This is a genomic window from Gilliamella sp. B2772 (assembly GCF_026536985.1).
In the GTDB taxonomy this organism is placed as follows: domain Bacteria; phylum Pseudomonadota; class Gammaproteobacteria; order Enterobacterales; family Orbaceae; genus Gilliamella; species Gilliamella apicola_E.
This window is the reverse complement of the sequence record NZ_JAFNNB010000002.1, coordinates 184,381-208,257: the sequence shown is the minus strand read 5'-3', so window position 1 is coordinate 208,257 and position 23,877 is coordinate 184,381. Positions and strand designations below refer to the sequence as shown.

Below are 23,877 nucleotides of genomic sequence, written 5' to 3'. Positions count from 1 at the left end.
AATATGGTCAATTTTTATACTCCTCCGAAAAAAAAACTACCCTCTCAAAAACTGACAGTTACAGTTACAAAATTAGATGCCTTTGGACAAGGGGTAGCAAATCATAAAGGTAAAACAATCTTTATCAAATCAACCTTGCCGGACGAGACCGTCGATATTCAATTAACCGAAGATAAAAAAAATTACGCTAAAGCCAAAGTAATAAAGTACCATAATTACAGTCAATATCGGGTTAAACCACAATGTAAGTATTTTACCCAATGCGGTGGCTGTGAATTACAACATATTTCGCCAGATCTACAACAACAAGCAAAATATGAAGCACTAATTAAGCTAATACAAAAAGAAACTGGGGCTTTGTTGGAAGATGATGCTCCTAATATCATTGCTGATCAACCCTATCATTATCGTAGACGTGCTCGGTTATCAATTAATTTCTTCAAAGGTGAATTACTTATTGGTTTCAGGCAATCCGAATCGAACAAAATTATAAATATTGACCACTGCCCAGTATTAGTTGAACAGCTAGATGATTTACTCATTCCATTACAATCTTGCTTAAGACAAATCAAACAGAAAAAAGCACTTGGCCATATTGAATTAATTGCAGTTGATAGTGGAATAATTATAGTGTTAAGGCATACTGAGCTATTGACTGAGCAAGATAGTCATTTATTAAAACAGTTTGCTGAAATTCATAACATATCACTCTATTTACATGGTGATAATCTGGTTCATGTTTTTGGCAATAAAGAACATTACTACCTTATCGATCAATTAAAACTAACCTTTAGCCCACTCGATTTTATTCAGGTAAATAACCAGATTAATCAAAAGATGGTAAATAAAGCACTTGAATGGTTAGATATATCATCAAATGACAAAATACTTGACCTATTTTGCGGCATGGGCAACTTTTCATTACCTATAGCAAAATATTGCCAATCTATTACCGGTGTTGAAGGCGTAGAGGAATTAGTCGAAAAAGCTAAACTTAATGCCAACTTAAATCAAGATAAAATTCAGGCTAAAACCCAATTTTTTACCTGTAATTTAGAAGATAAACAACAATTTTCGATATGGAATCAAACAGTATTTGACAAAGTATTATTAGATCCTGCAAGAGCAGGCGCTTATAATGCTACAGCAGAAATTGTTAAATTATCACCATCAAAAATAGTTTATATTTCATGTAATCCTGCTACATTAGCTAGGGACTGCAAACTCTTTATTGAGGAAGGATACAATATTGCAAAGATTGCTATTTTGGATATGTTTCCACAAACTAAGCATATTGAATCAATGTTGATGTTAACCAGATCAGGGTAATAATTATGGTATCAATTAGAGGCGCCCATCAACAAAATGACGAGCATTATACTCTAACACAGTTTGATGTTGAACAATGGGCTAAACATGAACTTTTATTAACCAATTTTGAATCCTATCAAAAGTTTAAGGATATCTGGGATTTTTGTTTTGAACACAGTGCTGGTGCGCCTGAACAAACCTACTGCTTCCAAAATGCAATTGAGATGGTTGAGATTTTATCAACCTTGAACATGGACATTAACAGTTTATGTACAGCCCTTTTACTGCCATTCCTTGATACTAAAATTATCCGCCGTGAAGATCTGCCTGAAAATTTCGATCGCGACATTATTCACATCCTTTCCAGTGTTATCAAAATGAAGGATATCAGGCAACTACGAGCCATCCGTAATGGACATGCAACTACTGAGCAAATTGACAGTATTCGTCGTATGTTATTGGCTATGGTAAATGATTTCCGTAGTGTGGTAATAAAATTAGCAGAGCGTATTACTTATTTACGTAATCTAATGAATGCCCCAAAAGAAGATCAAGTCCTTGCAGCTAAAGAGTGCTTTAATATCTATGCTCCTCTAGCCAATCGATTAGGAATTGGGCAATTAAAATGGGAACTTGAAGATTTTTGTTTCCGTTATTTACATCCAGATCAATATCGTTTCATTGCTCATAAGTTACATGAAAAACGATTGGATCGTGAATCATACATTAATCAATTTGTTAAGAATTTACAGGATATGATGAATAAAGATCATATTCGTGCTGAAGTTTATGGTCGTCCAAAACATATCTATAGTATATGGCGAAAAATGGAACGCAAACATCTACAATTTGAAGAATTATATGATATTCGAGCTGTGCGTATAATTTGTGACCGAATTGAAGATTGCTACAATGCATTAGGTATTGTGCATAGCCATTATAAACATATAGCTAAAGAATTTGATGACTATGTGGCTAACCCTAAACCCAATGGCTATCAATCGATCCATACGGTTGTTTATGGTCCACAAGATAAAACTATTGAAATTCAAATCCGTACTGAACAAATGCACAATGATGCTGAATTAGGTGTAGCCGCACACTGGAAATATAAAGAAGGCAGTACGGATAAGATGACAGCTTACGATCAACGAATTTCTTGGTTGCGTAAGTTATTAACATGGCAACAAGAAATGTCCGAAAGTGGCGAAATTCAAGAAACCGTCCGTAGCCAAATTTTTGATGACCGGGTTTATGTATTTACGCCTAAAGGTGATGTAGTCGATTTACCAACTGGTTCAACCCCTTTAGATTTTGCATATCATATTCATAGTGATGTTGGACATCGTTGTATTGGCGCCAAAGTGGGTGGTCGTATAGTTCCGTTCACTTATATTTTGAAAACTGGCGATCAAGTTGAAATTATTACTCAGAAACAACCAAATCCAAGTCGTGACTGGTTAAATCCTAATACGGGGTTTGTTAATAGCAGTCGCGCTCGAGCAAAAATACAAGCTTGGTTCAAAAAGCAAGATAGAGATAAAAATATTGCTGCCGGACAACAAATTTTAGAAAACGAGCTAGAGCCATTAAATATTAGCTTAAAAAGTGTCGAAAAAATTCTTATTAGTAAATACAATGCCCACTCTTTTGATGAGGTACTTGCTGGGATAGGTAGTGGTGATGTTAGGATTAATCAACTAGTTAACTTCATTAATGCCCAATTTAATAAACCGACAGCTGAAGAAGAAGATGAAGCTGTTCTAAAACAAATTACCCAAAAATCAACATCTCAAGCTAAAAATACAGGAAAATCGACCGCTATAAAAGGTGGTGAAATTATTATTGAAGGTGTCGACAATTTACTTTACACCATTGCTAATTGCTGTCGACCTATTCCTGGCGATCCGATTGTTGGCTTTGTAACACAAGGACGAGGTATTTCTATTCATCGAGCTGACTGTGAACAATTGCAAGAGTTAAAAAATCATGCTCCAGAGCGCATTACTAGCGCTATATGGAGTGGCAATCACAATTCAAGTTATACAATGGTTGTTAGAATCATAGCTAACGACAGGAGTGGTTTATTGCGAGATATCACCACTATATTGGCTAACGAGAAAGTAAATGTTTTAGGTGTCTCAAGCCGAATTGAAATGAAACAACAAATTGCGACTATTGATATGGATATGCAAATTTTTGATCAAGATTCACTAGAAAGAGTATTAAACAAAATTAAACAGCTTCCAGATGTAATTGAGGCAAAACGGTTTCAAGGGTAGCTATTGATTAAGTTGCCACTAATTCTAGGTGGCAACTCATTTATTTTGATTGATTCGTTTTTTCTAGAATCTCAAATTGATAATCATATTGATTTTTTTCATCAGCTTTATGTTGTTCTGAGTGAATTTGTCGCCATGCTATTTGAGAATAATCCGGAAAATAAGTATCACCTTGTAATTGAGCATCAATATGAGTTAAGTAAAGACGATTAACTAAAGGTAATACCTGACTATATATATTACCCCCACCTATAAAAAATGCCTCTTCAACCGACTGTTCATTGAGCAACGATATTGCTTCATCAACCGATTGAACCCAGCTAACATCAGAGTTTATTGAAGCTTTGTTATCAGCTTGACGACTAATTACAATGTTATGGCGATTAGGCAATGGTCTACCAATAGACTCAAACGTTTTTCGCCCCATAATAACTGGCTTATTTAATGTGTTTTTTTTAAACCATGCTAAATCTGCTGGCATATGCCACGGCATTTGATTATTTAACCCAATAACTTGATTATCCGCCATGGCAACAATAATACTTAATATCATATTAGTTCCTTTACACATACCCTAAGGATTTTATACGCTCATTCACATTGTCAGGGAATATAGTCTGCTGCCAAAGTCTTTGACTTAAAGATAGTAATGATTCTTTTTGACCTGAAACAATCCAATTAGCTAACTCGGTCGCCACATCTGGATAAACAACTGGTTTGGGAGAAGGCAAGCTAACCCAATATTTAAGCTTCATGCTATTTAGATTTTCCATCACAGTTGCCATATCCAAAGATTGCAAACATTGAGCATTATAAACTTGTTCAAATTGACCTGCTACTGGCTTAGTTAGAATCTTCTTCCCTAAAGATAACGCTTCAGATATTAATGCAAATCCAGTATTTGAAATAATCCCAGAACAACTAAGCAAAGCTTGCGTAAAATTATCTCGGCTTAACGGTTGTAATAATAAATTCTTACGCTCTGTAACTTGTTTTACATCGGGATGGAAACAACAAAATTGATATTGTGGAAATTGAGTAACTAATTCTGCAATTTCATTTAAATCTTCAAAAGGTAAATACACAACAATTTTACCATCTTCAGTTGGTACAGTTTCAAATGAATCAATCATTGGTGGAATTAGTTTATGGCCAAAGTGAAACCAATGTAAGCCAATTGGTTTTGTAACAGGTGCATAATATTTCATAATAACATTGGCTATCATGCCGTATTCTTTTGGCTTAAGGTAATGGCAGACAGATTGGTTACTAATCCCTAAACATTCTCGATTTTGATAATGTGCAGCCCATGCACTTACTGGCTCAAAATCACTAATAATGCAATCATATTTTGATAAATCGAGATCACGAACATCTTTAATTAACCTAAAGGCGCGAATTTTTTGGATAGTTTTTCGATAATTAATTTTTCCATTATGTGTTGCAAAAGATAGACCGCTAAATGTTCGATAATTGCCAAAGGCCTGCATATCAAAATAATCTTTAGGATCACGACCACTGAAAATGTAATCAACATCAGCACCAGCCTTTTTTAGAGCTTTCGCTAAAGTTCTACTACGACTGATGTGGCCATTTCCTGTTCCTTGAACTCCGTAAAGAATTTTCATATCGTTTTTAATCAGAATATTATTTTTATGCAAATATGATACCAGAACCATTTATATTTGGCTTATTTATTTTATGATTATAACAAATAAATGAGTAAGTGATATTTATCATTAAACGTTTGAACAGCTTTAATTCCTTGGTATTAAAATCAAATTTTTATATCAAGAGTTAAAACTGTATAAATTTGCTGCTATTTTTAGTAAAATGGATTCGAGGAGATTAATTGTGTGATGAATAATGTCGCAAATCGTTAACAAGAAGCAATTTTATATTTTAATTATATTGGCAATATTTTTGCTTTTTTCTTCTATTGGGCATTTTTCTCTAATTATATCTAAACCTTGTTCAGATCATCATTCACCAAATTTAATATCATCTCAGGTGAACGCAAATCTTAATTATGCAAATACAGATTTGCCGACTTCTAAATCAACAAAATCTTTTATTGGTAAATCGGTTAATCATTGTGCCACTTGCAGTACAATTATAACTAATTATATTGTTAATTTTGATTATCCGATTCATAGTGAACAATATCTACTTACTAAATTTATTCCTGAATATAAAGAATTTATTCCTGAGTTAAAGCCACCAAAATTTATCTAATTTACGCAGTTAAATATTAGTAATAAGTACTGGAAATCAATAACACAATCTCACTTTTTATAGTCTTGACGGTTGTATGCAGGTTATTGTTTAACGTAATAAATAATTATAGGAATACTATGAAACGCCGAAATTTTATAATGAATATTACCGCTGCTGTCGGTGGTTTAATTGCAACTAAAGCCATAGCCAAATTGGATAATTCACCAATGTCTGACATGGTTTGTGATGTTAAATCTGATAATTGTGATAAGGGGGACAACATGCACGATCATATGAATATGAATATGAACATGAATAACAACATGCCACAAAAACTGTTATCGACTACAGCGCTACCACACGGTAAAAACTTACCCAAGTTAACTAATTTAAAAAATACCAGCACCCAAGCTGGCGTATTTGAAGCAACGCTACATTTAAAACCGGTTAAAATAGCCTTAACACCGGAAATTACCACCGAATTTTGGGCATATAATGGCATGATTCCTGGTCCGAAAATCGAAGTATTTGAAGGCGATCATGTTAAAATAACCGTTAAAAATGATCTCTCACAGCCAACAACCGTTCATTGGCATGGTTTGCTGATTCCTTCAGATCAAGACGGCAACCCGCAAGATGCTATTCCGGCAGGTGGCAGCAGAGTTTATGAATTTACCATTCCAGAAGGCACTGCCGGAACCTATTGGTATCACCCACATGGACATAATACCGTTGCAGAGCAAGTATTTCGTGGTTTAGCCGGTACCTTTATTGTGCGCAGTAAAAATGATCCACTTGCTTCGCTACCGGAGCAACATTGGTTCTTTTCTGACTTAAAATTAACTGAAAACGGCGAAATCGCCGAAAATTCCATGACCGACTGGATGAATGGTCGGGAAGGACAATTTGTGTTGATCAATGGCGCTTACCAACCCAATATAAAAGTAGAAGGTGCAACACGAGTCAGAATCTGGAATGCGTGTTCAGGCCGATATTTAAATCTATCAATACCGGATTGTGATGTCTTTTTAGTTGCTACCGACGGCGGTTTCATTACCGAGCCGCATCAACTCAATAAACCGTTATTACTTACTCCGGCAGAACGGGCTGAAGTGGTTATCGTTCCGAAAAAAACCGCCAGTCTTTATCTGCAAAACATCGGCTACGATCGTGGCAAAATGGGAAATGTACCGCCGGAACCAAACATCATTCTTTCACAGCTCCAGTTAACTCAAACGGCCAGTACAGTTCTACCAACGCATCTAAAACAAGTACCCATTTTAGGCAAAGCCGTCGCCAAAAAATCACTTGAATATACTGAAGTAATGGATAAAAGTGAGCCTCGAGGTGGTATGCTATTTTTAATTAATGGCAAACGGCATGATATGTCACGAATCGACTTGGAAAGTAAACTTCACGATGTTGAAGAGTGGACAATTGTTAATAACTCACATATGGATCACAATTTCCATATACATGGAGCGCAATTTATTGTGCAATCTCGTGAATTAAATGGCACTAAAACTACACCCGAGTTTGTTGCTTTGAAAGATACCACTAACTTACGCCCGCACGAAACGCTTGTTATTAAAATTCAGCAAAATATGCCGGGACTACGTATGTATCACTGTCATATTGTAGAGCATGAAACGCTGGGTATGATGGGGCAATTAATGGTTAAAGAATAATGAAATAAATTACCCACTTTCAAAAAAAGATCGTGGGTATTTTTTAATAAATAACATAATAAAATTTAATACATTTACTAATAAATAATAATAGTTTTTCATTTTGGCAAAAAATGCTAAGATATTATTGTTATGACCTTGATTAACTACTGGCAACAAATTAGTAAACGCCTCATCATCAAAACAGCCTTATCGCACTTATTATTAGGTGTAATCGCTGCTGGGTTCGGTTTATATGAGGAAAATGCATTACCAGTTCAATCATCTTCTACACAGGTTGGTATTATTGCTATAACAGCAATAGTACAAGATCACCAAGCACCAATAAGAACAAAATCTCAAACTTCATCTTTGTTAAAAGAAGAGCATTACGATAAGCAAATTATCTCACTCAATTATGATGAAGTTACTCCAAATACCGTTATTCGATTATCACCATATAATGGAATAAGAGCGGGTCCTCAAGCTACTGCTTAACGTGTTTTTATATAATTAAATTAATTTATTAAATAAGGTTTATTCCTTATTAGTCCCATTATAAAAAAAGAATAAGAGAACAGTTATGTTATTAAAATTATTAACAAAAGTATTTGGTAGCCGTAATGAACGCGTTCTAAGATCTATGCGTAAACGTGTTGAAAATATTAATGCTCTTGAACCATCTATGGAAGCGCTAACCGATGATGAACTTAAAGCAAAAACCAATGAATTTAAGCAGAAGATTGCAAATGGTACTAAGTTAGATGACATATTAGAAGAAGCATTTGCAGTAGTTCGTGAAGCAAGTAAGCGTGTATTTGGTATGCGCCATTTTGATGTCCAACTCATTGGGGGCATGGTGCTAAATGAGCGCTGTATTGCCGAGATGCGTACTGGTGAAGGTAAAACATTAACAGCTACATTACCTGCCTATTTAAATGCATTAACCGGTAAAGGTGTACATGTTGTAACTGTAAATGATTATTTAGCTCAGCGTGATGCAGAAAATAACCGCCCTCTATTTGAATTTTTGGGCTTAACAGTCGGTATCAATTTACCTAACATGCCTCCAGAAATAAAACGTGATGCTTATAATGCTGATATCACTTATGGTACGAATAATGAATATGGATTTGATTATCTACGCGATAATATGGTGTTTAACAAAGAATCACGTGTTCAACGACCGCTACACTATGCTTTAGTCGATGAGGTTGACTCAATTTTAATAGATGAAGCAAGAACTCCATTAATCATCTCAGGTCAGGCTGAAGATAGTTCAGATAAATATATCAGTATTGATAAAATCATCCCTCATCTTATTAAACAAGAAAAAGAAGATTCAGAGCAATTTCAAGGAGATGGAGATTTCTCAATTGATGAAAAATCACGCCAAGTAAATCTTACTGAACGAGGTTTAATTAAAGTTGAAGAACTATTAATAAAACAAGGAATTATGAAAGGTGATGAATCACTTTATGCACCAAGTAATATTGTGTTGATGCACCATGTCAATGCAGCTCTTCGAGCTCATCATTTATTCCACCGTGACGTAGATTATATTGTTAGGGATAATGAAATCATTATCGTCGATGAACATACAGGCCGTACAATGGATGGTCGCCGTTGGTCAGATGGTTTACATCAAGCAGTAGAAGCTAAAGAACATGTAAAAATTCAAAATGAAAATCAAACGTTAGCTTCTATTACCTTCCAGAATTATTTCCGTTTATACGAAAAATTAGCTGGCATGACCGGTACAGCTGATACTGAAGCCTTTGAATTTAACCAAATCTATGGCTTAGATACCATTGTTATTCCAACCAACCGCCCAATGGTTAGGAAAGATTTACCTGATCTTGTCTATATGACAGAAAAAGAGAAAATTAATGCTATCGTTGCTGATGTGCAAGATTGTGTCAAACGAGGACAGCCAGTCTTAGTAGGTACTGCTTCAATTGAGAAATCTGAACTTGTCTCTCATGCATTTAAAAAAGCAGGGATTAAACATAATGTACTTAATGCTAAATTCCATGCTCAAGAAGCTGAAATTATTGCTGATGCAGGTAGTAAAGGCGCTGTAACTATTGCAACAAATATGGCAGGTCGTGGTACCGATATTATGCTTGGTGGTAATTGGCAAAGTGAAGTTTCGAAATTAGAAAATCCAACTGATGACGATATCCAGAAAGCTAAACAAGCATGGCAAGTTAAACATGAAGAAGTCATTCAACTTGGTGGGCTTTATATTTTAGGTACTGAACGTCATGAATCTCGTCGTATTGATAACCAATTACGTGGACGTGCTGGCCGTCAAGGTGATCCAGGTGTTTCACGTTTTTACTTATCATTAGAAGATCCACTTATGCGTATTTTTGCATCAGAGCGTGTTGGTAACATGATGCGTAAATTGGGTATGAAAGAAGGTGAAGCAATCGAACATCCATGGATCACTAAAGCTATTGCTAATGCTCAGAAAAAAGTTGAAAGCCGCAATTTCGATATTCGTAAACAATTACTTGAATATGATGATGTTGCAAATGATCAACGTAAAGCTATATATAGCCAACGTAATGATTTATTAGATAACGCAGATATCAAAGAAACTATTGATTCTATACATGGAGATGTATTTACCACTGTTATTGATCAATATATTCCACCACAATCTATTGAAGAAATGTGGGATATTCCTGGACTTGAAGCAGCATTAAAAAGTGACTTTGATTTAGATTTACCAATTGCAAAATGGCTTGATGAAGAACAAAATCTTCATGAAGAAACCTTACGTGAACGTATTATACAACTTGCACAAAATAAATATCTTGAGAAAGAAAATATTGCGGGTTCTGAAGCCTTCAGACAGTTTGAAAAAAGTGTTATGTTGCAAACACTTGATACATTGTGGAAAGAACATTTAGCAGCAATGGACTACTTACGCCAAGGTATTCACTTACGAGGCTATGCACAGAAAGATCCTAAACAAGAATATAAACGAGAATCTTTCAACATGTTTGCAAGCATGTTAGATACATTGAAATATGACGTAATTGGTATATTAAGCCGAGTACAAATTCGTTCACAAGAGGAAGTTGAAGAAGCAGAACGCCAACGCCAAGCTGAAGTCGAAAAATTAATGGCTAAGCAGCAAGCTAATCATGAATCAATGGGTGGCATGGGCAATGATGAACAATCAGCAAACTCACAACAACCTGTTGTACGTGCTCAGGCAAAAGTTGGACGTAACGATCCTTGTCCTTGTGGATCAGGCAAAAAATATAAATATTGTCATGGTGCTGTTAATTAAATCAAAAATTTAGTATGATAAATAATCATTGATGTTTAAATAACCAATTAAGGTAAAAAACAAATGGGAAAGCAGTTGCTTTCCCAAACTTTAATCACATACAAATTGGATCATGAGAAAACATACTGAAATTGCTGTAGGTATCATTCGTTCGCAAGATTGCCAAATCTTTATCACCCAACGCGGTGAAGACTCTCATCTTGCTGGTTTTTGGGAATTTCCTGGGGGAAAAATCGAAGCCGGCGAAACACCTTATCAAACTTTAGAGCGTGAAATAGCAGAAGAAGTTGATATTCATATTCATCAATCACAATTTTTAAAAACTTTTGAACATAGTTATGATGATCGTGATATCACTATTCATGCTTACCTAGTAGAAGAGTGGGATGGTGTTCCTTTTGCAAAAGAAGGACAACCAAGCCGTTGGATAGATCAGGAAGATCTAAATGCAGATGAATTTCCAGATGCTAACAGACCGATTATCGAAATGCTTAAGAACCTAGACAAACAGATCTAAGTTATTTCCTTATTTAATTTTAATTAGACTCTATAAAAACAATGAAAGAATATAAAGTTGTCATTTATCAAGAAGGGGCTTTGTCTTCATTAGTTTTCGGTACAGCTAATTCAAATGCTGACAAATTTTCCGCTTTTTTAAATAATATTGCCCAAGAAGGCTGGCGCGTAATTACAATGCAAAAAGATATCCGTCGCTTATTTTTATTCTGGCAACGTGAAGCCTATCTAATTGTGATGGAGCGAGATAGAGGACAGGTGAAATAAAAACACGTTTTCTATTTTAGAATTAATAATCACTTCGTAAATAGCTATTTGATGATTTTATAAAATCATTAAAATAATTTAACTCGAAGATTTATTGTGTATTCTTTGTTCAGCCAACGCAAGAAAGATAATCCCAACAATAATAGATAAAGCACCTAATAATCGTGAAATGGTAATTTGTTCGTTAAAAGCAATGACCGACACTATCATTACTGTTACCACTTGTAGGTGAGAAGCAGCAAAAGCTGGACCAACTGGTGCTTTTTGCAATAATACCATCCATGTTATAAATGCACCTGCATACCCAATCATAACTAAATATGCCCAACCATGACTAAAAACTCTTAACAACCAAGCAATATCTGGTTCAAATGGCAACGCTGAAATAGCAGTAAGTTTAAAGCTGGTTTGCCCAAAAGTATCAAAAAAAAGTAGTAAAATAAAACCAATAATATAGAACTTTTTCATTAAGTTAATCCTACTAGTACTACGCCAAGAGTTATAAAAAAAATACCAATTAAACGAAATGGCGTTAAATGTTCTTTAAATAAAACACGCCCAGCAATCATTACTGTAATAATATTAAAAGAGCCTAATAGTATGCTTTTAGACAAAGAAACTTCACTCAAAAAAGCCAACCAAAATACAAAACCGATGAAGTAAGCTCCAAAACCTAACCATAACCACATGTTACCAAATAACTTCTGCCAATAATTTAAACCCTTCTCATCATTAGAAGTAATCGCAGCATATTTGAATGCAATCTGCCCTACCGTGTCACAAGCAATATTAATTAACCATAAAAAAAAGATTAAGGTTGACATGAGTGACAAATTCCATGAATTTCAAGCACACTATGCTTTATTAAGAATTGACTTTGGCTAGCAAGTTGTTTAAGTTGCGACTCGATATTCTCAGAATGTTTTTCGATAATTTGCTGACAATTATCACAAATAAATAAGATTGATATATGCTGAGGATCCTGAAAATGAGGGCAAATGATATAGCAATTGGTTGACTCAACTTTATGAATAAAACCTTGCTCAAGTAGAAACTCAAGAGCTCGATAAATCGTTGGCGGTTTTGCTTGTGGCTCACTAACTTTTAAGAGATCTAAAAGATCATATGCGCTCATAGCTTTATTCGCTTTAAGCATGATATCTAAAACGGTTTTACGCTGAGTTGTCAGCTTAATGCCACGTTTTTTGCATAAAGTTTCAATTTTCTCAATCAGCATATTATGCATTCAGTTAAGTTCCCTTCACTTTATTTGTTACTTTTTCAATGCCGCTTTTTTTCTTCTAATTTCTTTTGGGTCATTGATTAAAGCTCGATATATTTCTATACGATCGCCGTCTTTTACTTGTTCATTCAGTTCACAACGTTTTCCATAAATTCCAACAAGATGTTCATCTAATCGAATTTTACATATTGATAAGATATTGGATTTTGTAATGGCTTGCAAGACATTAGTTTGCTCATCAACTGTGCAATCAATAATCGTAGGTCGATTAGGTAGCGCATAGACAACTTGAATATTTATCATATTAATATATCTGCCTTGCTCTTTGAGAAAATGCATTAACCATGTTGGTCATCACCTCCTTAAATATTGGCGTAAAAACAGCACTCATTAATTTATTATTAAACTCAAAATTTAAATTTAAGCTGATTTTACTTTTTTGCTCATCAATTTTAGTAAATTCCCATCGCCCCTTTAAATGTTTAAATGGACCATCTATCAATGCCATATCAATTGAATTAGGCTCATTAATCTGATTTATGGTGGTAAAAGATTTTTTAAATCCCAATTTTTCAACCTCAATAAATGCAGTTAAAAGATTATCTTGTTTGCTAATAATCCCAGTTGCGATACAATCAGGAACAAACTCAGGGTATCTAGCTATATCATTTACCAACGCAAACATTTGTTGGATTGAATAAGGCTCGATCACTTCATGAAAAACATGTGCCATAATAATAAAAAATTAAAAGTTAAAATTAGTGGCATATAGTATCATGTAACTCTATAATAACGCACATTATGACTAAGAAAAAATCACATAAGCCCGGTTCGGCTACCATTGCATTAAATAAACGTGCGCGTCATGAGTACTTTATTGAAGAGGAAATTGAAGCAGGTTTATCCCTACAAGGTTGGGAAGTTAAATCACTGCGAGCTGGCAAAGCGAATATCAGTGATAGCTATGTGTTACTTAAAAATGGCGAAGCATGGCTATTTGGTGCAACTATAACTCCATTGAGTGTTGCTTCTACCCATGTAGTGTGTGACCCTATACGCACACGAAAATTACTGCTAAATGAACGAGAATTAAACTCGCTTTTTGGACAAATAAATCGTCAAGGTTACACTGTTGTTGCACTTTCATTGTATTGGAAAAATGCATGGGCAAAAGTAAAAATTGGCGTTGCAAAAGGTAAAAAAGAATACGACAAACGTACTGATATTAAAGAACGCCAATGGCAAGTTGACAAAGCACGCATAATGAAAAATGCGAATCGCTAATCATAACGTTTAAATTAACGATGGCGTATAATTTGTGGCTCAATAAAAAATTCTAGATGTTTTAATTCTTTAAAATTTAGCAAATCATCAACCACATCTACACAAGTTAGCGCCATATTTTCGATATCTTGTACAATAGCATCTATCGGATAATACGAATAGCCAAGATAGTTATTGTAATCATAAGAACACAAATACACCTGCTCAGGATCAATTCTAGCTGTAACCAAATAACCTAAGACCTCTTCCAATAAATTACCTGATGGTGTAAAAATAGCTTTTGGCATTCGGCCTAACCTTTCATGAACACCTTTAAGTAATTCAAAACCTTTATTAGGAGAATAATCATCACTCACAATCCATTCTGGTTTTACAGTTAATCCCACACTTTCTAAGCCACGCCTGAAACCCTCAAGTCTTGCACATATCGAAGTTAACTGAATATCACAACCAATAAAATAAAATTCGTCTAAATTCTTTGCATAAGGCTTAATTAAATCACTTACAGACTGTAATGATTCACTTGTAATAAAGGGTAATACGGTATCTTTGAGATAACGGTCAAAAAGTAGTACCGGTGTATTTTGATTAATATCTACATACAATTTATCACTGTCTAATGAGGTTACAACAATCATCGCATCAACTTTTCGCTCTACTAAGTTTTGAGCTACTTTGATTTCAACCTCTTTATTATAGTGACTACAAGTAATTAATAATTGGATATTTTTTTGCCGAAAAGATGATTCAAGATGATGCAAAAACATAGAAAAAAATGAATTTGACATATCGGGGACAATAACACCAATCGTATTGGTGCTGTTAGCTTTCACCAAATATTGACGAATATGGGGTTGATCGCTATATTTCTCCGCGATCGATAAGACTCTTTGCCGAGTTTGTGGAGAAATACGATATTTTTTATCTCGTTTGTTGAATATATGACTGACGGTCGTTGCCGACACGCCAGCCAAACGAGCAATATCATTAATTTTTAGTTTATTACTCGCCATAGATCACCTTAATACTAACGTGGAGTACGTTGTTGTTTATTCGGGAACACTGGATTGTGGTTCACCGATGGACTTTGATACCAATAAGCAACACTCGCAATATCATCACAACGTTCATATAGTCTTATATCATCATTACCGATTTGTTGAAACGCTAATTTGATATTTTTGTGAAATGCAATTGGATCTGGAAGATGCCAACGATATAAACCATGTGAAGGCAAACCATCATCACCAAAACCATGTACTGGATTAGAATCTCCAGTTTGGAAAAAGTCACGTGTTGCATCACGGTTTGTTTGATATGGATATCCCATAAACATTGTTTGGAAACATTTCGCTTTTGGACGACCTTGGCTATCACGGTTATGGAATGCCCAAGCTCCACCAAAGTAATCTTCTGAACCAGTTGAATGTTGTGTTGGATAATCGCTATCATCATCAAGATAGAATTTAAACTCCCCTTCTCCCCACCAATAACGCTCTAAAGCTGTAAGAGCTAAGTAAGTACCTACATAATAACCATAACCTTGAACGTTATCTAATATGACATAATCTTGTGCATGATTAGTCACACGTTGACGACGCCATTGAGCATGAAAGTAAAGTGGATTTTCAAATGGTTTTGGCATCAATGCATAATTAATAGCAAAGAAGAAATGTTGCAAATCAGCTTCATGTTCATTGTGAATTTCAACTCTAGCTTTTTTATTAAATGGCATTCTAAAATAACTATTAAAACCACCTGTTGGATTAACCACTATTGGCATAGAATTAATATCACATCTCGCACCAAAACCATTACAGAAAAAGTCACCAATAGGGCTTTCCACTGAAGGAACTGTTTCATCATCCCAATAAATTCGAATCACAACATCACGTAATACAAAGCTTCCACAATGTGTTTTATCAGTTAAAGTAAACCACATATGACGAATTTCCCCTGGGCCAGTAATTTCAGCAATAGTCACTTTTTCACCAGCAGGAATGGATATAAAACCTTGTCCTTTCCTACATGGACCTAAAGCACTAGCTTTCATACACGATTTACCCTTTTCACCAGTCAAATTTTCAGGTGAAATAGTTCTTGTTTGTTCGAAGTGAAACTGTGTTACTGAATCAAATATATTCATTTTGTGTCCTTAATAAGTTTTAACAAATATTATTAATTAAAATATAAATTTCGTTTGCTTAATTACTTTCATTTTCAATTTTGTCTGACTTTCTATCACGACTTAAGAAGGCCATAGCAAATATCATGAAGCCTAAAACAACTAAGCCTAAATAATTAAACGTAGTAGCAGCACCTTCAGTGTCATAAAAATTACCGACAAAGGTAGAAAATAATATTACGCCTACTGAACCGGCTACTTGATAACCGATCAAAAACACTGTAGCCGACAAGCGTGCATTGAAATTGTTATCAATATATTTAAACACTGAGACTAAAATAGTTGAGATCTCTAAACAGTGCATAAGTTTTATTACGGAAATAATTGCAATACTTTCCACATGGCCAGTTAAAAATATTCGAGTTGCAGATATGAATGCAGCAAAGATTAATGCATTTTTTGCACCAACTTTGTTAACCACGAATGGCACACAAAACATAACAGCTGCTTCTAAAAAGACTTGAAATGAATTTAAAATACCATATAAACGATAACCATCATTAACATCGGTAAATTGCTGAGTAAAAAAGACAGGGAATAATTGTTGGTCATAAATGTTGTACAAGCTATAAGTACCAAGTACATAAACAACAAATATCCAAAACTTTTTCAGTCCAAAGACTGAAACAATTTCATTAAAACTTAGTTTATCTTTCTTCTGAAATACTGCTGCCGATGATTTACTTAAATCTGGTTTGAAATTCAAATTGAGTATCATAAAACAGATACCGACCACTGAAGCAGCCCAAAAGTTAAGATGAGGATTGATACTAATTAAAATACCAGCGATAAAGGTACCCACTGCATAAGCAATACAACCCCAAGTCCGGCATTGTCCAAATTCAAAATCGAAAGCACGGCTGATTTTTTCACAGTAAGAATCGATCAAGCCCATACCGGCAACCCAACCAAAACCTAAGAAGAAACTGCCAAAGATAACACCTACATAAAAATTATGTCTTAAAAGTGGCTCGTAAACATAGATTAATGCAGGTGCAGCACATGTTATGATGACACTTTGAAACCAAATTAGATGTTTTTTTAAGACTAATTTATCTTGATAAACACCATAAATAATCATGATAATTAACGAAATAAAATAGTTAAAAGAATAGATAATACCCGTCTGTTTTGCTGTTAAACCAATCTCTTTACTAAGCCATATTGCATAAAAAGAAAAAACAAAACTACCCGCCGCGTAATACATAATGCTATAAAACGAAGCAAACCAATAAGTTGGTTTTTTATAAAATGCACTTGTCATAATTTATCCTATAAAGAGTTAAGCACTGTTTTGAGTATGAATAGCTAAAAATTTAGCTTTAACGGCTTTATTAGATAAATGTGATCTACATCAAAATTATTTTGTTTTCGAGAAAGAGAAACGAAAATTGTGAGAAATGCAAATAATAAGAATAAACAGTATTAAAAGATTGAAGATAAAAAATTGAATGAAGAAATCATACTTAATTAAAACAAAAAATTTTTACATTCAAGAATATTAATAGCAAGATATAATGGTAAAGCTAATAAAAATTTAAAAAATAACCGTTACCAATACGGCAACAGTTATTTTAAATATCATATTTAACTTTTCAAGCTTATTAACTTACCGTCTTGCTTAACAAAAGACTGATTAATATGTACGTCTTCACTATTTTTTACACATAGTGGATCAGTCACAATATTATCAATAATGACATTATTAAATAAAACACTTTGTGCATTCTCAATAAAGAACCCTTTACCAGCCTCCGGTTTGACATCTTTAAACATATCAACCTCGCCTGCTTGGGCATTTTGTTGCATTGAAACACGGATATTATCAAAAGAGATATTAGAAATAGGAGATTCTGGAATACCATATAAAAAGCCGGCATAAGCACGAACATTTTTAGCAATAATGTTTGAAAAGCTAATATTGTGGCATGCTGGTGTAAACTCATTAACTGGTAGAGCATCTTTATTCCAAACAATTGGATCATTTCCTTTTGGACCACAATAATAATAGTAATTCATAACAAATGCCGATAAAACTTCATCCATTACAATATTACTAAATGTGATATCAGAAATAGTTCCTCCTCGACCTCGACGAGTTTTAAATCTTACACCTCGATCGGTTTTTTGGAATACACAATTTGTAATAGTTACATTACGAATGCAACCACTCATCTCACTACCAAGAACCACCGCACCATGACCATGAATCATATTACAATTAGTAATTAAAATATTCTCACATGGACTTTTTTCAGCTGTTTCTTCAGTGCCTGCTTTTATTGCAATACAATCATCGCCAACATCAATATAACAATTTGAAATTCTCACATTACGACAAGATTCAGGGTTAATACCATCGGTATTCGGTGAATCAGCTGGATTAAGAATTGAAATATTATCGACAACGACATTATTTGATTCCATTGGATGAACAGTCCAGCTAGGTGATTGAGTTAGAAAAACTTTTTCAATTGTAACTCGTTCACAAAAATCAAAACCAATTAAATAAGGTCTTGGATATTTAAGATTGCTTCGATCATGACGGAATGTATGCCACCATTTTTGACCATTACCATCAATTTTACCATTTCCAGTTATAACCACATTTTCAATATGTTGGCCATATATACAAGGCATATACACATCCTGTTTAACACCTTCCCAACGAGAATTAACAACAGGATAATCTTTAGCATCATCAGAAAATAATAAAGTCGCTCCTTGCTCAATAACAAACGTTATGTTGCTACAAAGTTTAATTGCCCCAGTAAAATAGGTACCAACAGGAACAATTAGCGTTCCACCACCTAATTGATCAATATGTTGAATTGCTTTTTCAAAAGCTTGAGTATTTATTGATTTTCCGTCACCAATAGCGCCAAAATCTTTTACAGATATAGTCGTCATGAGTTTATCCTTTATATTTTTACAAACATTTTAATTTACTCTAATGTCTGCAGCTTTAGGTTATAGGATCAGCATACTGATCCTGATAAATATTTTGCTTTAATTAGTTGTGGTCTCTTTTTGCTTAAATCCAATGTTATTATTACCGAAACATTTTTCGTAAGCGATGCCAGATAATTCTTCAACCACTTTTCGTGTTTCAGGCGTAACATCTTCCATTTTGCCACCTTGTCGAATACGAGCAACTTCATTGATAATGATGGAATGAGTAGAATGATCGAGCTTCATTCTCCAAGCAAAGAATGCCCCAATTAATGCCATTCCTACTACGCCGTATAAAATAATACCATTAATAGCATCAATCGCACTTTGTGGCTGTACATGTGATTTCGATTCAAAGCCATAAGCACTTAATATCATACCAAGCACAAAGACAATTGAAGCACGAACTAGTTTACCTGCCATGGTCATTGCTCCTGCATATACCCCTTCACGACGTCGATTAGTTACAACCTCATCTACATCAGCTAAGAATACATATACACTCCAAGGAATATAGTAAACACCACCAGTACCCAAACCAAACCAAATTGTAATACCCACTACAATCCAAGTGATATGAGGCAGATTAAAGTAATAAATACCGACATAACCAATCATCGATGAAATAACAATGAGTAATGCGATAATAAATGGTTTTTTGAAGCCTTTCTTAGCACAATACATCATAAAAAATGCGGTTGAAACCAGCTGACAAATACTACTTAATGAATTCATTGAAGCAACAAATGAACGAGGTTCACCTAAACTAAATACGATGAAATAGGTAAATACCGCAGTAAATAACCACTCAGCACCAAATCCGAATAAATACATTCCTAAATGCGTTCTAAACGTTTTAACACGGAATGTTGATAAGATATCGATAAAAAGCTTTTTAATTGCTTCAAAAAAGCTATGAACAGATTCATCTTTTACTTCTTCTTTAGGTTTTTCCCAACTATTACAATAAAGCAAAATCAAAGCTAACATCATGATAGTGGCATAAGTGATCCCAGTTAACAAAAATGGTGTTGCGGATTCCTTACTATAGAAATAAAAGAATACACCTGGTATCGCCGCACCTAAGAAATTAGCTACTTTACCAAACATTGCTTTTGAACCAGTTAAATAAGTACGTTCTGAAAAGTTAGATGTCATTTCTACAGGTAACGTATTAAATGGAATCATGATGCTGGTATAAATAATCTCAAATAAAATATATGTTACTAAGTAATACCAAAATCCCATACCATCAATCCAAAGCATAGGATAAATGACCATTAGCGGAATACCAATCAAAATAAAGAATCGACGGCGTCCAAAACGTTGCCCTATTTTAGTTTGATAGAAATTGTCTGTAATAAAGCCCATCAATGGATTCAGTATGACATCCAAATAAGTAGCGATCGAAAAAATTAATGCAGCTTGCACCACACTTAATCCACAAAAAGTGGTATAAAAATAGAGTAGCCAAGCGCCACTAATTGCTAATGCCCCACTACCAATTAAATTACCACTGCCGTATGAAAATCTTACTAACCATGTAATTTTATTCTTTTTTTCCTTACTCATAAAAGATACCTATAATATTTAAAAAAAACGGTCCCTCGCATCAAGTCCCGAAGGACTTAATGACGTGGATATTTATTCTTGGATTTTTATCTATAGAGTTACACCACTTTTCAATATGGCTAAATTTCTAAAGTTGTTAATTTCGTTTCGTGTTTGTTTCCCGTTAGCAATAAGAACGATATAGTCAATAAACTCTATCAACAAAGATTGCATGGAGACTCCTTGTATCAGTTTACCGGCATTAAAATCGATCCAATTGGCTTTCTTCTCAGCTAATTGTGTATTAGTTGCAATTTTGACTGTTGGCACAATACCGCCGTAGGGAGTACCTCTCCCTGTAGTGAAAAGCACCATATGACATCCAGCTGCTGATAAAGCACCAGTAGCTACTGCATCATTACCAGGTGCGCTTAGTAAATTTAATCCATGTCTAGTTAACATTTCACCGTATTTAAGAACATCAATAACTTCACTACCACCCGCTTTTTGCGTACAACCTAAAGATTTCTCCTCTAAAGTTGTAATGCCACCAGCCTTATTCCCAGGAGAAGGGTTTTCATAGATTGGTTGATTATTTGAAATAAAATATTGTTTAAAATCATTGATCATGTGTACAGTCTTGTCGAAAGTTGACTCATCAATACAATGTGACATCAAAATGTTCTCAGCACCAAACATTTCTGGTACTTCAGTAAGAACACTCGTTCCACCATGAGCAATAACATAATCAGAAAACAGACCAAGCATTGGATTAGCTGTAATACCTGAAAAACCATCAGAACCACCACACTCCAATCCAAATTTCAATTCACTTAAATGCCCCACTTCACGTTTATCCTGCTTCATAATGGCATAAAGTTCTCTTAAATGAGCCAATGCTGATTCAACTTCATCGGTTTCTTGCTGAGCGATTAAAAATCTAACTCGAGATTCATCATATTCACCTAAACTAGCCTTAAATTCTGAAACCTGATTATTTTCACAACCAAGTCCGATGACCAATACAGCACCAGCATTAGGATGTTTGACTAAATTTTGTAAAATAGTTTTAGTATTTTGATGATCTTGTCCAAGCTGAGAACAGCCATAAGGATGTTCAAGTACAGTTATACCATCAATTTCTAATTGATTATTTAACTCATCACAAAACTGTTTAACAATTTGTTCTGCTATCCCGTTTATACAAGTTACAGTTGGAATAATCCAGAGTTCATTACGGATACCAACTTCACCATTTTTACGTCGATAAATTTGTACTTCCTTATCGGTAATCTCATGCAATAGATCATTTTTCGATAAAGTAGGTTGATATTTGTAATCATTAATATCACTTAAATTGGTTTTTAAATTATGAGAATGAATATGCTCTCCAGCTTTAATTAAGCGAGTAGCATGACCAATTGGTAAGCCATATTTAATAATATTTTCATCTTGGTCGATATCGATAAGTGCAAATTTATGCCCTTGTTTAATAGGCTCTTTTAGATCAATTACCTGTCCATCAACAACGATATTTTCTTCATGTGCTTCTAAATCAGATAATGCCACACCGACATTATCTTTATTGTTTATTTTTATATATTTAACCATTGAATCACTCATGTTATTTGCTACCATTAACATATTTTTCAATTGCTTGACGCATTCCCTCTTCGGTTATGACGGTTAAATATTGTGTTAACGTTTGTGCTAATTGAGGAATAGCTAATAGATCATGCTCCCAATGAGCCGTGTCACCTAAAACAACTTTGATTAAATCCTCTAATGAACTTTTCCCTTCTGCAATGGCTGTCCAACTATTACTGAAGCGTTCTAACCAGATTGCATCATCTTGTAACGGATAACTTTGTCCATTACGCACACCTCGATAAAATGCGATCAATGCAGCAAAAGAGAACACCAAATGTTTAGGCAATGTTCCTTTTTCTTTTTGATAATTAATTAATTGAGGAAGAATACGTGTTTTAAACTTAGTCATACTGTTTAAAGCAATTGACATCAATTGATGTTCAATAAATGGATTTTTAAAACGACTAATAACTGATTGAGCAAAATCAACCAATTCTTGATGAGGTAAATCTAAAACAGGGATAATTTCATCAAAAATGGTTTCTTTTATATAAGATAAAATCTGAGTGTCATTCATTGATTCGCCAACAGTATCAATACCTGATAAATAAGCAACAGGAACTAATGCAGTATGAGCACCATTTAAAATAGCTACTTTACGCTCTTTATACGGTTTAATATCATCAACAATTTTGATGTTCATATTGCATTTATCAAGGCATAATTTTTCAGCTAACCATTGCGGTCCTTGAATAACAAATAGATAAAAATATTCCGCTGAATCAATAAAGTTATCTTTATAACCTAATTCAGTCTCAAGCTCAGCGATTTGCGCTTTTGGGTATCCTGGAACAATTCTATCTACTAAAGTTGAGCAGAATAAATTATCATTTTCAAGCCAATTGATAAATTGGTCTGACAAGTTCCACTGATTCGCATATTTAAGTACTAATTTTTTAAGTGCTTCGCCGTTATAATCAATTAATTCACAAGGAATAATAATCAAACCACTTTCTTTACTGCCGGCAAAGTGAACAAATCTTTCATATAAAAATGCAGTCAATTTTGCTGGATAACTCGTTGCAGGTTTATCTGTTAATTTGTCACTTTCAACATAACTAATGCCAGCTTCGGTAGTATTTGAAAAAATAAACTGAATATTCGGATCTTTAGCTAACTCAAGATATTCATCATATTGAGCATATACATTGATTTCGTTATTAACTGAACGAATCAATCTAAACTCTTTCACTGTTTCATTTTGTTCATTTAAACCACGAACAAGCGTTGTATACAATCCATCTTGAATACTTAATGATGGTGGAAAGTCCGTATTTAACGGACGAACCACAACAATACCAGCATCAAGATCAGTTTTTTCATTAAGAATATCTAACTGCCAATCTAAAAATGCACGTAAAAAATTACCTTCGCCAAACTGAACAACACGTGTCGTATATTTTGCACCCGGAAAATCATTTCTGTTTAATGTTTTCATTACTCTA

Annotated in this window: 23 protein-coding genes; 9 read left to right on the top strand and 14 right to left on the bottom strand. The window is 34.2% G+C overall.

Features of this window, described 5'->3' with window-relative positions; all coding sequences use genetic code 11:
* Positions 1-3: 3 nt before the first annotated feature.
* Positions 4-1,329, top strand: a complete 1,326-nt coding sequence (rlmD, locus tag J3T98_RS06155; protein ID WP_267362398.1) for a 23S rRNA (uracil(1939)-C(5))-methyltransferase RlmD — start codon at positions 4-6, stop codon at positions 1,327-1,329.
* Between the two features lie 5 nt (positions 1,330-1,334).
* A complete protein-coding gene (gene relA / locus J3T98_RS06150) occupies positions 1,335-3,593 on the top strand; it encodes a GTP diphosphokinase (protein ID WP_065563647.1) in 2,259 nt (752 codons plus the stop codon).
* 40 nt (positions 3,594-3,633) lie between these two features.
* On the opposite strand, the gene folA is transcribed toward relA, so the two are convergent.
* Both folA and J3T98_RS06140 read right to left on the bottom strand, forming a co-directional pair.
* Positions 3,634-4,146, bottom strand: coding sequence for a type 3 dihydrofolate reductase (gene folA / locus J3T98_RS06145; protein WP_220225677.1), 513 nt, complete (start codon positions 4,144-4,146; stop codon positions 3,634-3,636).
* Between the two features lie 10 nt (positions 4,147-4,156).
* Entirely contained in the window at positions 4,157-5,221 is a 1,065-nt protein-coding gene (locus tag J3T98_RS06140) for an MJ1255/VC2487 family glycosyltransferase (RefSeq protein ID WP_220225676.1), read from the bottom strand.
* A 238-nt stretch (positions 5,222-5,459) separates the two neighbouring features.
* On the opposite strand from J3T98_RS06140, the gene J3T98_RS06135 reads away from it, so the two are divergent.
* The 6 genes from J3T98_RS06135 to J3T98_RS06110 all read left to right on the top strand — a co-directional run bounded on the left by J3T98_RS06135 (position 5,460) and on the right by J3T98_RS06110 (position 11,567).
* Positions 5,460-5,828, top strand: a complete 369-nt coding sequence (locus J3T98_RS06135; RefSeq protein ID WP_220225675.1) for a hypothetical protein — start codon at positions 5,460-5,462, stop codon at positions 5,826-5,828.
* Between the two features lie 119 nt (positions 5,829-5,947).
* On the top strand, positions 5,948-7,498 hold the full coding sequence (locus J3T98_RS06130; RefSeq protein ID WP_267362397.1) for a multicopper oxidase family protein: 1,551 nt from the start codon (positions 5,948-5,950) through the stop codon (positions 7,496-7,498).
* 132 nt (positions 7,499-7,630) lie between these two features.
* Positions 7,631-7,975, top strand: a complete 345-nt coding sequence (locus J3T98_RS06125) for a hypothetical protein (RefSeq protein ID WP_065563650.1) — start codon at positions 7,631-7,633, stop codon at positions 7,973-7,975.
* Between the two features lie 85 nt (positions 7,976-8,060).
* Positions 8,061-10,784, top strand: coding sequence for a preprotein translocase subunit SecA (secA, locus tag J3T98_RS06120; RefSeq protein WP_267362396.1), 2,724 nt, complete (start codon positions 8,061-8,063; stop codon positions 10,782-10,784).
* A gap of 112 nt (positions 10,785-10,896) precedes the next feature.
* Positions 10,897-11,301 carry an 8-oxo-dGTP diphosphatase MutT gene (mutT, locus tag J3T98_RS06115; RefSeq protein ID WP_065563652.1) on the top strand — a complete coding sequence of 135 codons (405 nt, stop codon included), beginning with the start codon at positions 10,897-10,899 and terminating at the stop codon, positions 11,299-11,301.
* 41 nt (positions 11,302-11,342) lie between these two features.
* The gene (locus J3T98_RS06110) at positions 11,343-11,567 is read left to right on the top strand and encodes a DUF4177 domain-containing protein (RefSeq protein ID WP_065563653.1); all 225 of its coding nucleotides are present in this window, start codon (positions 11,343-11,345) and stop codon (positions 11,565-11,567) included.
* A gap of 78 nt (positions 11,568-11,645) precedes the next feature.
* On the opposite strand, the gene J3T98_RS06105 is transcribed toward J3T98_RS06110, so the two are convergent.
* Genes J3T98_RS06105 through J3T98_RS06085 form a run of 5 tightly spaced genes read right to left on the bottom strand, consistent with a single transcriptional unit; the run spans position 11,646 to position 13,543 of the window.
* Positions 11,646-12,035, bottom strand: coding sequence for a DMT family transporter (locus J3T98_RS06105; RefSeq protein ID WP_065563654.1), 390 nt, complete (start codon positions 12,033-12,035; stop codon positions 11,646-11,648).
* Positions 12,035-12,391, bottom strand: coding sequence for an EamA family transporter (locus tag J3T98_RS06100; protein WP_065563655.1), 357 nt, complete (start codon positions 12,389-12,391; stop codon positions 12,035-12,037). The genes J3T98_RS06105 and J3T98_RS06100 overlap by 1 nt, the downstream gene beginning before the upstream one ends.
* Positions 12,379-12,813 carry a zinc uptake transcriptional repressor Zur gene (gene zur / locus J3T98_RS06095; RefSeq protein WP_065734711.1) on the bottom strand — a complete coding sequence of 145 codons (435 nt, stop codon included), beginning with the start codon at positions 12,811-12,813 and terminating at the stop codon, positions 12,379-12,381. Before zur ends, J3T98_RS06100 begins: the two co-directional genes overlap by 13 nt.
* Before the next feature lie 27 nt (positions 12,814-12,840).
* Complete coding sequence (locus J3T98_RS06090) at positions 12,841-13,119, bottom strand: RnfH family protein (protein ID WP_416380627.1); 279 nt, start codon at positions 13,117-13,119, stop codon at positions 12,841-12,843.
* Positions 13,115-13,543 carry a type II toxin-antitoxin system RatA family toxin gene (locus J3T98_RS06085; protein WP_065734712.1) on the bottom strand — a complete coding sequence of 143 codons (429 nt, stop codon included), beginning with the start codon at positions 13,541-13,543 and terminating at the stop codon, positions 13,115-13,117. Before J3T98_RS06085 ends, J3T98_RS06090 begins: the two co-directional genes overlap by 5 nt.
* Positions 13,544-13,611: 68 nt before the next feature.
* Between J3T98_RS06085 and smpB the strand changes: the two genes are divergently transcribed.
* Positions 13,612-14,094: an SsrA-binding protein SmpB gene (smpB, locus tag J3T98_RS06080; protein WP_065563659.1), complete on the top strand. Its 483-nt coding sequence runs from the start codon at positions 13,612-13,614 to the stop codon at positions 14,092-14,094.
* Positions 14,095-14,108: 14 nt separating this feature from the next.
* Here smpB and J3T98_RS06075 read toward each other — a convergent pair whose 3' ends face one another.
* The 7 genes from J3T98_RS06075 to J3T98_RS06045 all read right to left on the bottom strand — a co-directional run bounded on the left by J3T98_RS06075 (position 14,109) and on the right by J3T98_RS06045 (position 23,870).
* A complete protein-coding gene (locus J3T98_RS06075; protein WP_065734713.1) occupies positions 14,109-15,107 on the bottom strand; it encodes a LacI family DNA-binding transcriptional regulator in 999 nt (332 codons plus the stop codon).
* Between the two features lie 14 nt (positions 15,108-15,121).
* Positions 15,122-16,240: a glycoside hydrolase family 172 protein gene (locus J3T98_RS06070; RefSeq protein ID WP_267362394.1), complete on the bottom strand. Its 1,119-nt coding sequence runs from the start codon at positions 16,238-16,240 to the stop codon at positions 15,122-15,124.
* Between the two features lie 58 nt (positions 16,241-16,298).
* Entirely contained in the window at positions 16,299-17,543 is a 1,245-nt protein-coding gene (locus tag J3T98_RS06065; protein ID WP_065563662.1) for an oligosaccharide MFS transporter, read from the bottom strand.
* A gap of 323 nt (positions 17,544-17,866) precedes the next feature.
* Complete coding sequence (locus J3T98_RS06060; RefSeq protein ID WP_267331829.1) at positions 17,867-19,189, bottom strand: glycoside hydrolase family 28 protein; 1,323 nt, start codon at positions 19,187-19,189, stop codon at positions 17,867-17,869.
* 99 nt (positions 19,190-19,288) lie between these two features.
* Complete coding sequence (locus J3T98_RS06055) at positions 19,289-20,803, bottom strand: MFS transporter (RefSeq protein ID WP_220225666.1); 1,515 nt, start codon at positions 20,801-20,803, stop codon at positions 19,289-19,291.
* A gap of 90 nt (positions 20,804-20,893) precedes the next feature.
* Positions 20,894-22,393: a UxaA family hydrolase gene (locus J3T98_RS06050; RefSeq protein ID WP_065563755.1), complete on the bottom strand. Its 1,500-nt coding sequence runs from the start codon at positions 22,391-22,393 to the stop codon at positions 20,894-20,896.
* 13 nt (positions 22,394-22,406) lie between these two features.
* The gene (locus tag J3T98_RS06045) at positions 22,407-23,870 is read right to left on the bottom strand and encodes a tagaturonate reductase (RefSeq protein ID WP_267362393.1); all 1,464 of its coding nucleotides are present in this window, start codon (positions 23,868-23,870) and stop codon (positions 22,407-22,409) included.
* Positions 23,871-23,877: the final 7 nt, after the last annotated feature.

What these genes read in the sequence shown, in the direction of transcription:
- rlmD (WP_267362398.1), top strand. Translation starts at nt 4, where the DNA reads ATGGTCAATTTTTATACTCCTCCGAAAAAAAAACTACCCTCTCAAAAA.
- relA (WP_065563647.1), top strand. Translation starts at nt 1,335, where the DNA reads ATGGTATCAATTAGAGGCGCCCATCAACAAAATGACGAGCATTATACT.
- folA (WP_220225677.1), bottom strand. Translation starts at nt 4,146, where the DNA reads ATGATATTAAGTATTATTGTTGCCATGGCGGATAATCAAGTTATTGGG.
- J3T98_RS06140 (WP_220225676.1), bottom strand. Translation starts at nt 5,221, where the DNA reads ATGAAAATTCTTTACGGAGTTCAAGGAACAGGAAATGGCCACATCAGT.
- J3T98_RS06135 (WP_220225675.1), top strand. Translation starts at nt 5,460, where the DNA reads ATGTCGCAAATCGTTAACAAGAAGCAATTTTATATTTTAATTATATTG.
- J3T98_RS06130 (WP_267362397.1), top strand. Translation starts at nt 5,948, where the DNA reads ATGAAACGCCGAAATTTTATAATGAATATTACCGCTGCTGTCGGTGGT.
- J3T98_RS06125 (WP_065563650.1), top strand. Translation starts at nt 7,631, where the DNA reads ATGACCTTGATTAACTACTGGCAACAAATTAGTAAACGCCTCATCATC.
- secA (WP_267362396.1), top strand. Translation starts at nt 8,061, where the DNA reads ATGTTATTAAAATTATTAACAAAAGTATTTGGTAGCCGTAATGAACGC.
- mutT (WP_065563652.1), top strand. Translation starts at nt 10,897, where the DNA reads ATGAGAAAACATACTGAAATTGCTGTAGGTATCATTCGTTCGCAAGAT.
- J3T98_RS06110 (WP_065563653.1), top strand. Translation starts at nt 11,343, where the DNA reads ATGAAAGAATATAAAGTTGTCATTTATCAAGAAGGGGCTTTGTCTTCA.
- J3T98_RS06105 (WP_065563654.1), bottom strand. Translation starts at nt 12,035, where the DNA reads ATGAAAAAGTTCTATATTATTGGTTTTATTTTACTACTTTTTTTTGAT.
- J3T98_RS06100 (WP_065563655.1), bottom strand. Translation starts at nt 12,391, where the DNA reads ATGTCAACCTTAATCTTTTTTTTATGGTTAATTAATATTGCTTGTGAC.
- zur (WP_065734711.1), bottom strand. Translation starts at nt 12,813, where the DNA reads ATGCATAATATGCTGATTGAGAAAATTGAAACTTTATGCAAAAAACGT.
- J3T98_RS06085 (WP_065734712.1), bottom strand. Translation starts at nt 13,543, where the DNA reads ATGGCACATGTTTTTCATGAAGTGATCGAGCCTTATTCAATCCAACAA.
- smpB (WP_065563659.1), top strand. Translation starts at nt 13,612, where the DNA reads ATGACTAAGAAAAAATCACATAAGCCCGGTTCGGCTACCATTGCATTA.
- J3T98_RS06075 (WP_065734713.1), bottom strand. Translation starts at nt 15,107, where the DNA reads ATGGCGAGTAATAAACTAAAAATTAATGATATTGCTCGTTTGGCTGGC.
- J3T98_RS06070 (WP_267362394.1), bottom strand. Translation starts at nt 16,240, where the DNA reads ATGAATATATTTGATTCAGTAACACAGTTTCACTTCGAACAAACAAGA.
- J3T98_RS06065 (WP_065563662.1), bottom strand. Translation starts at nt 17,543, where the DNA reads ATGACAAGTGCATTTTATAAAAAACCAACTTATTGGTTTGCTTCGTTT.
- J3T98_RS06060 (WP_267331829.1), bottom strand. Translation starts at nt 19,189, where the DNA reads ATGACGACTATATCTGTAAAAGATTTTGGCGCTATTGGTGACGGAAAA.
- J3T98_RS06055 (WP_220225666.1), bottom strand. Translation starts at nt 20,803, where the DNA reads ATGAGTAAGGAAAAAAAGAATAAAATTACATGGTTAGTAAGATTTTCA.
- J3T98_RS06050 (WP_065563755.1), bottom strand. Translation starts at nt 22,393, where the DNA reads ATGGTTAAATATATAAAAATAAACAATAAAGATAATGTCGGTGTGGCA.
- J3T98_RS06045 (WP_267362393.1), bottom strand. Translation starts at nt 23,870, where the DNA reads ATGAAAACATTAAACAGAAATGATTTTCCGGGTGCAAAATATACGACA.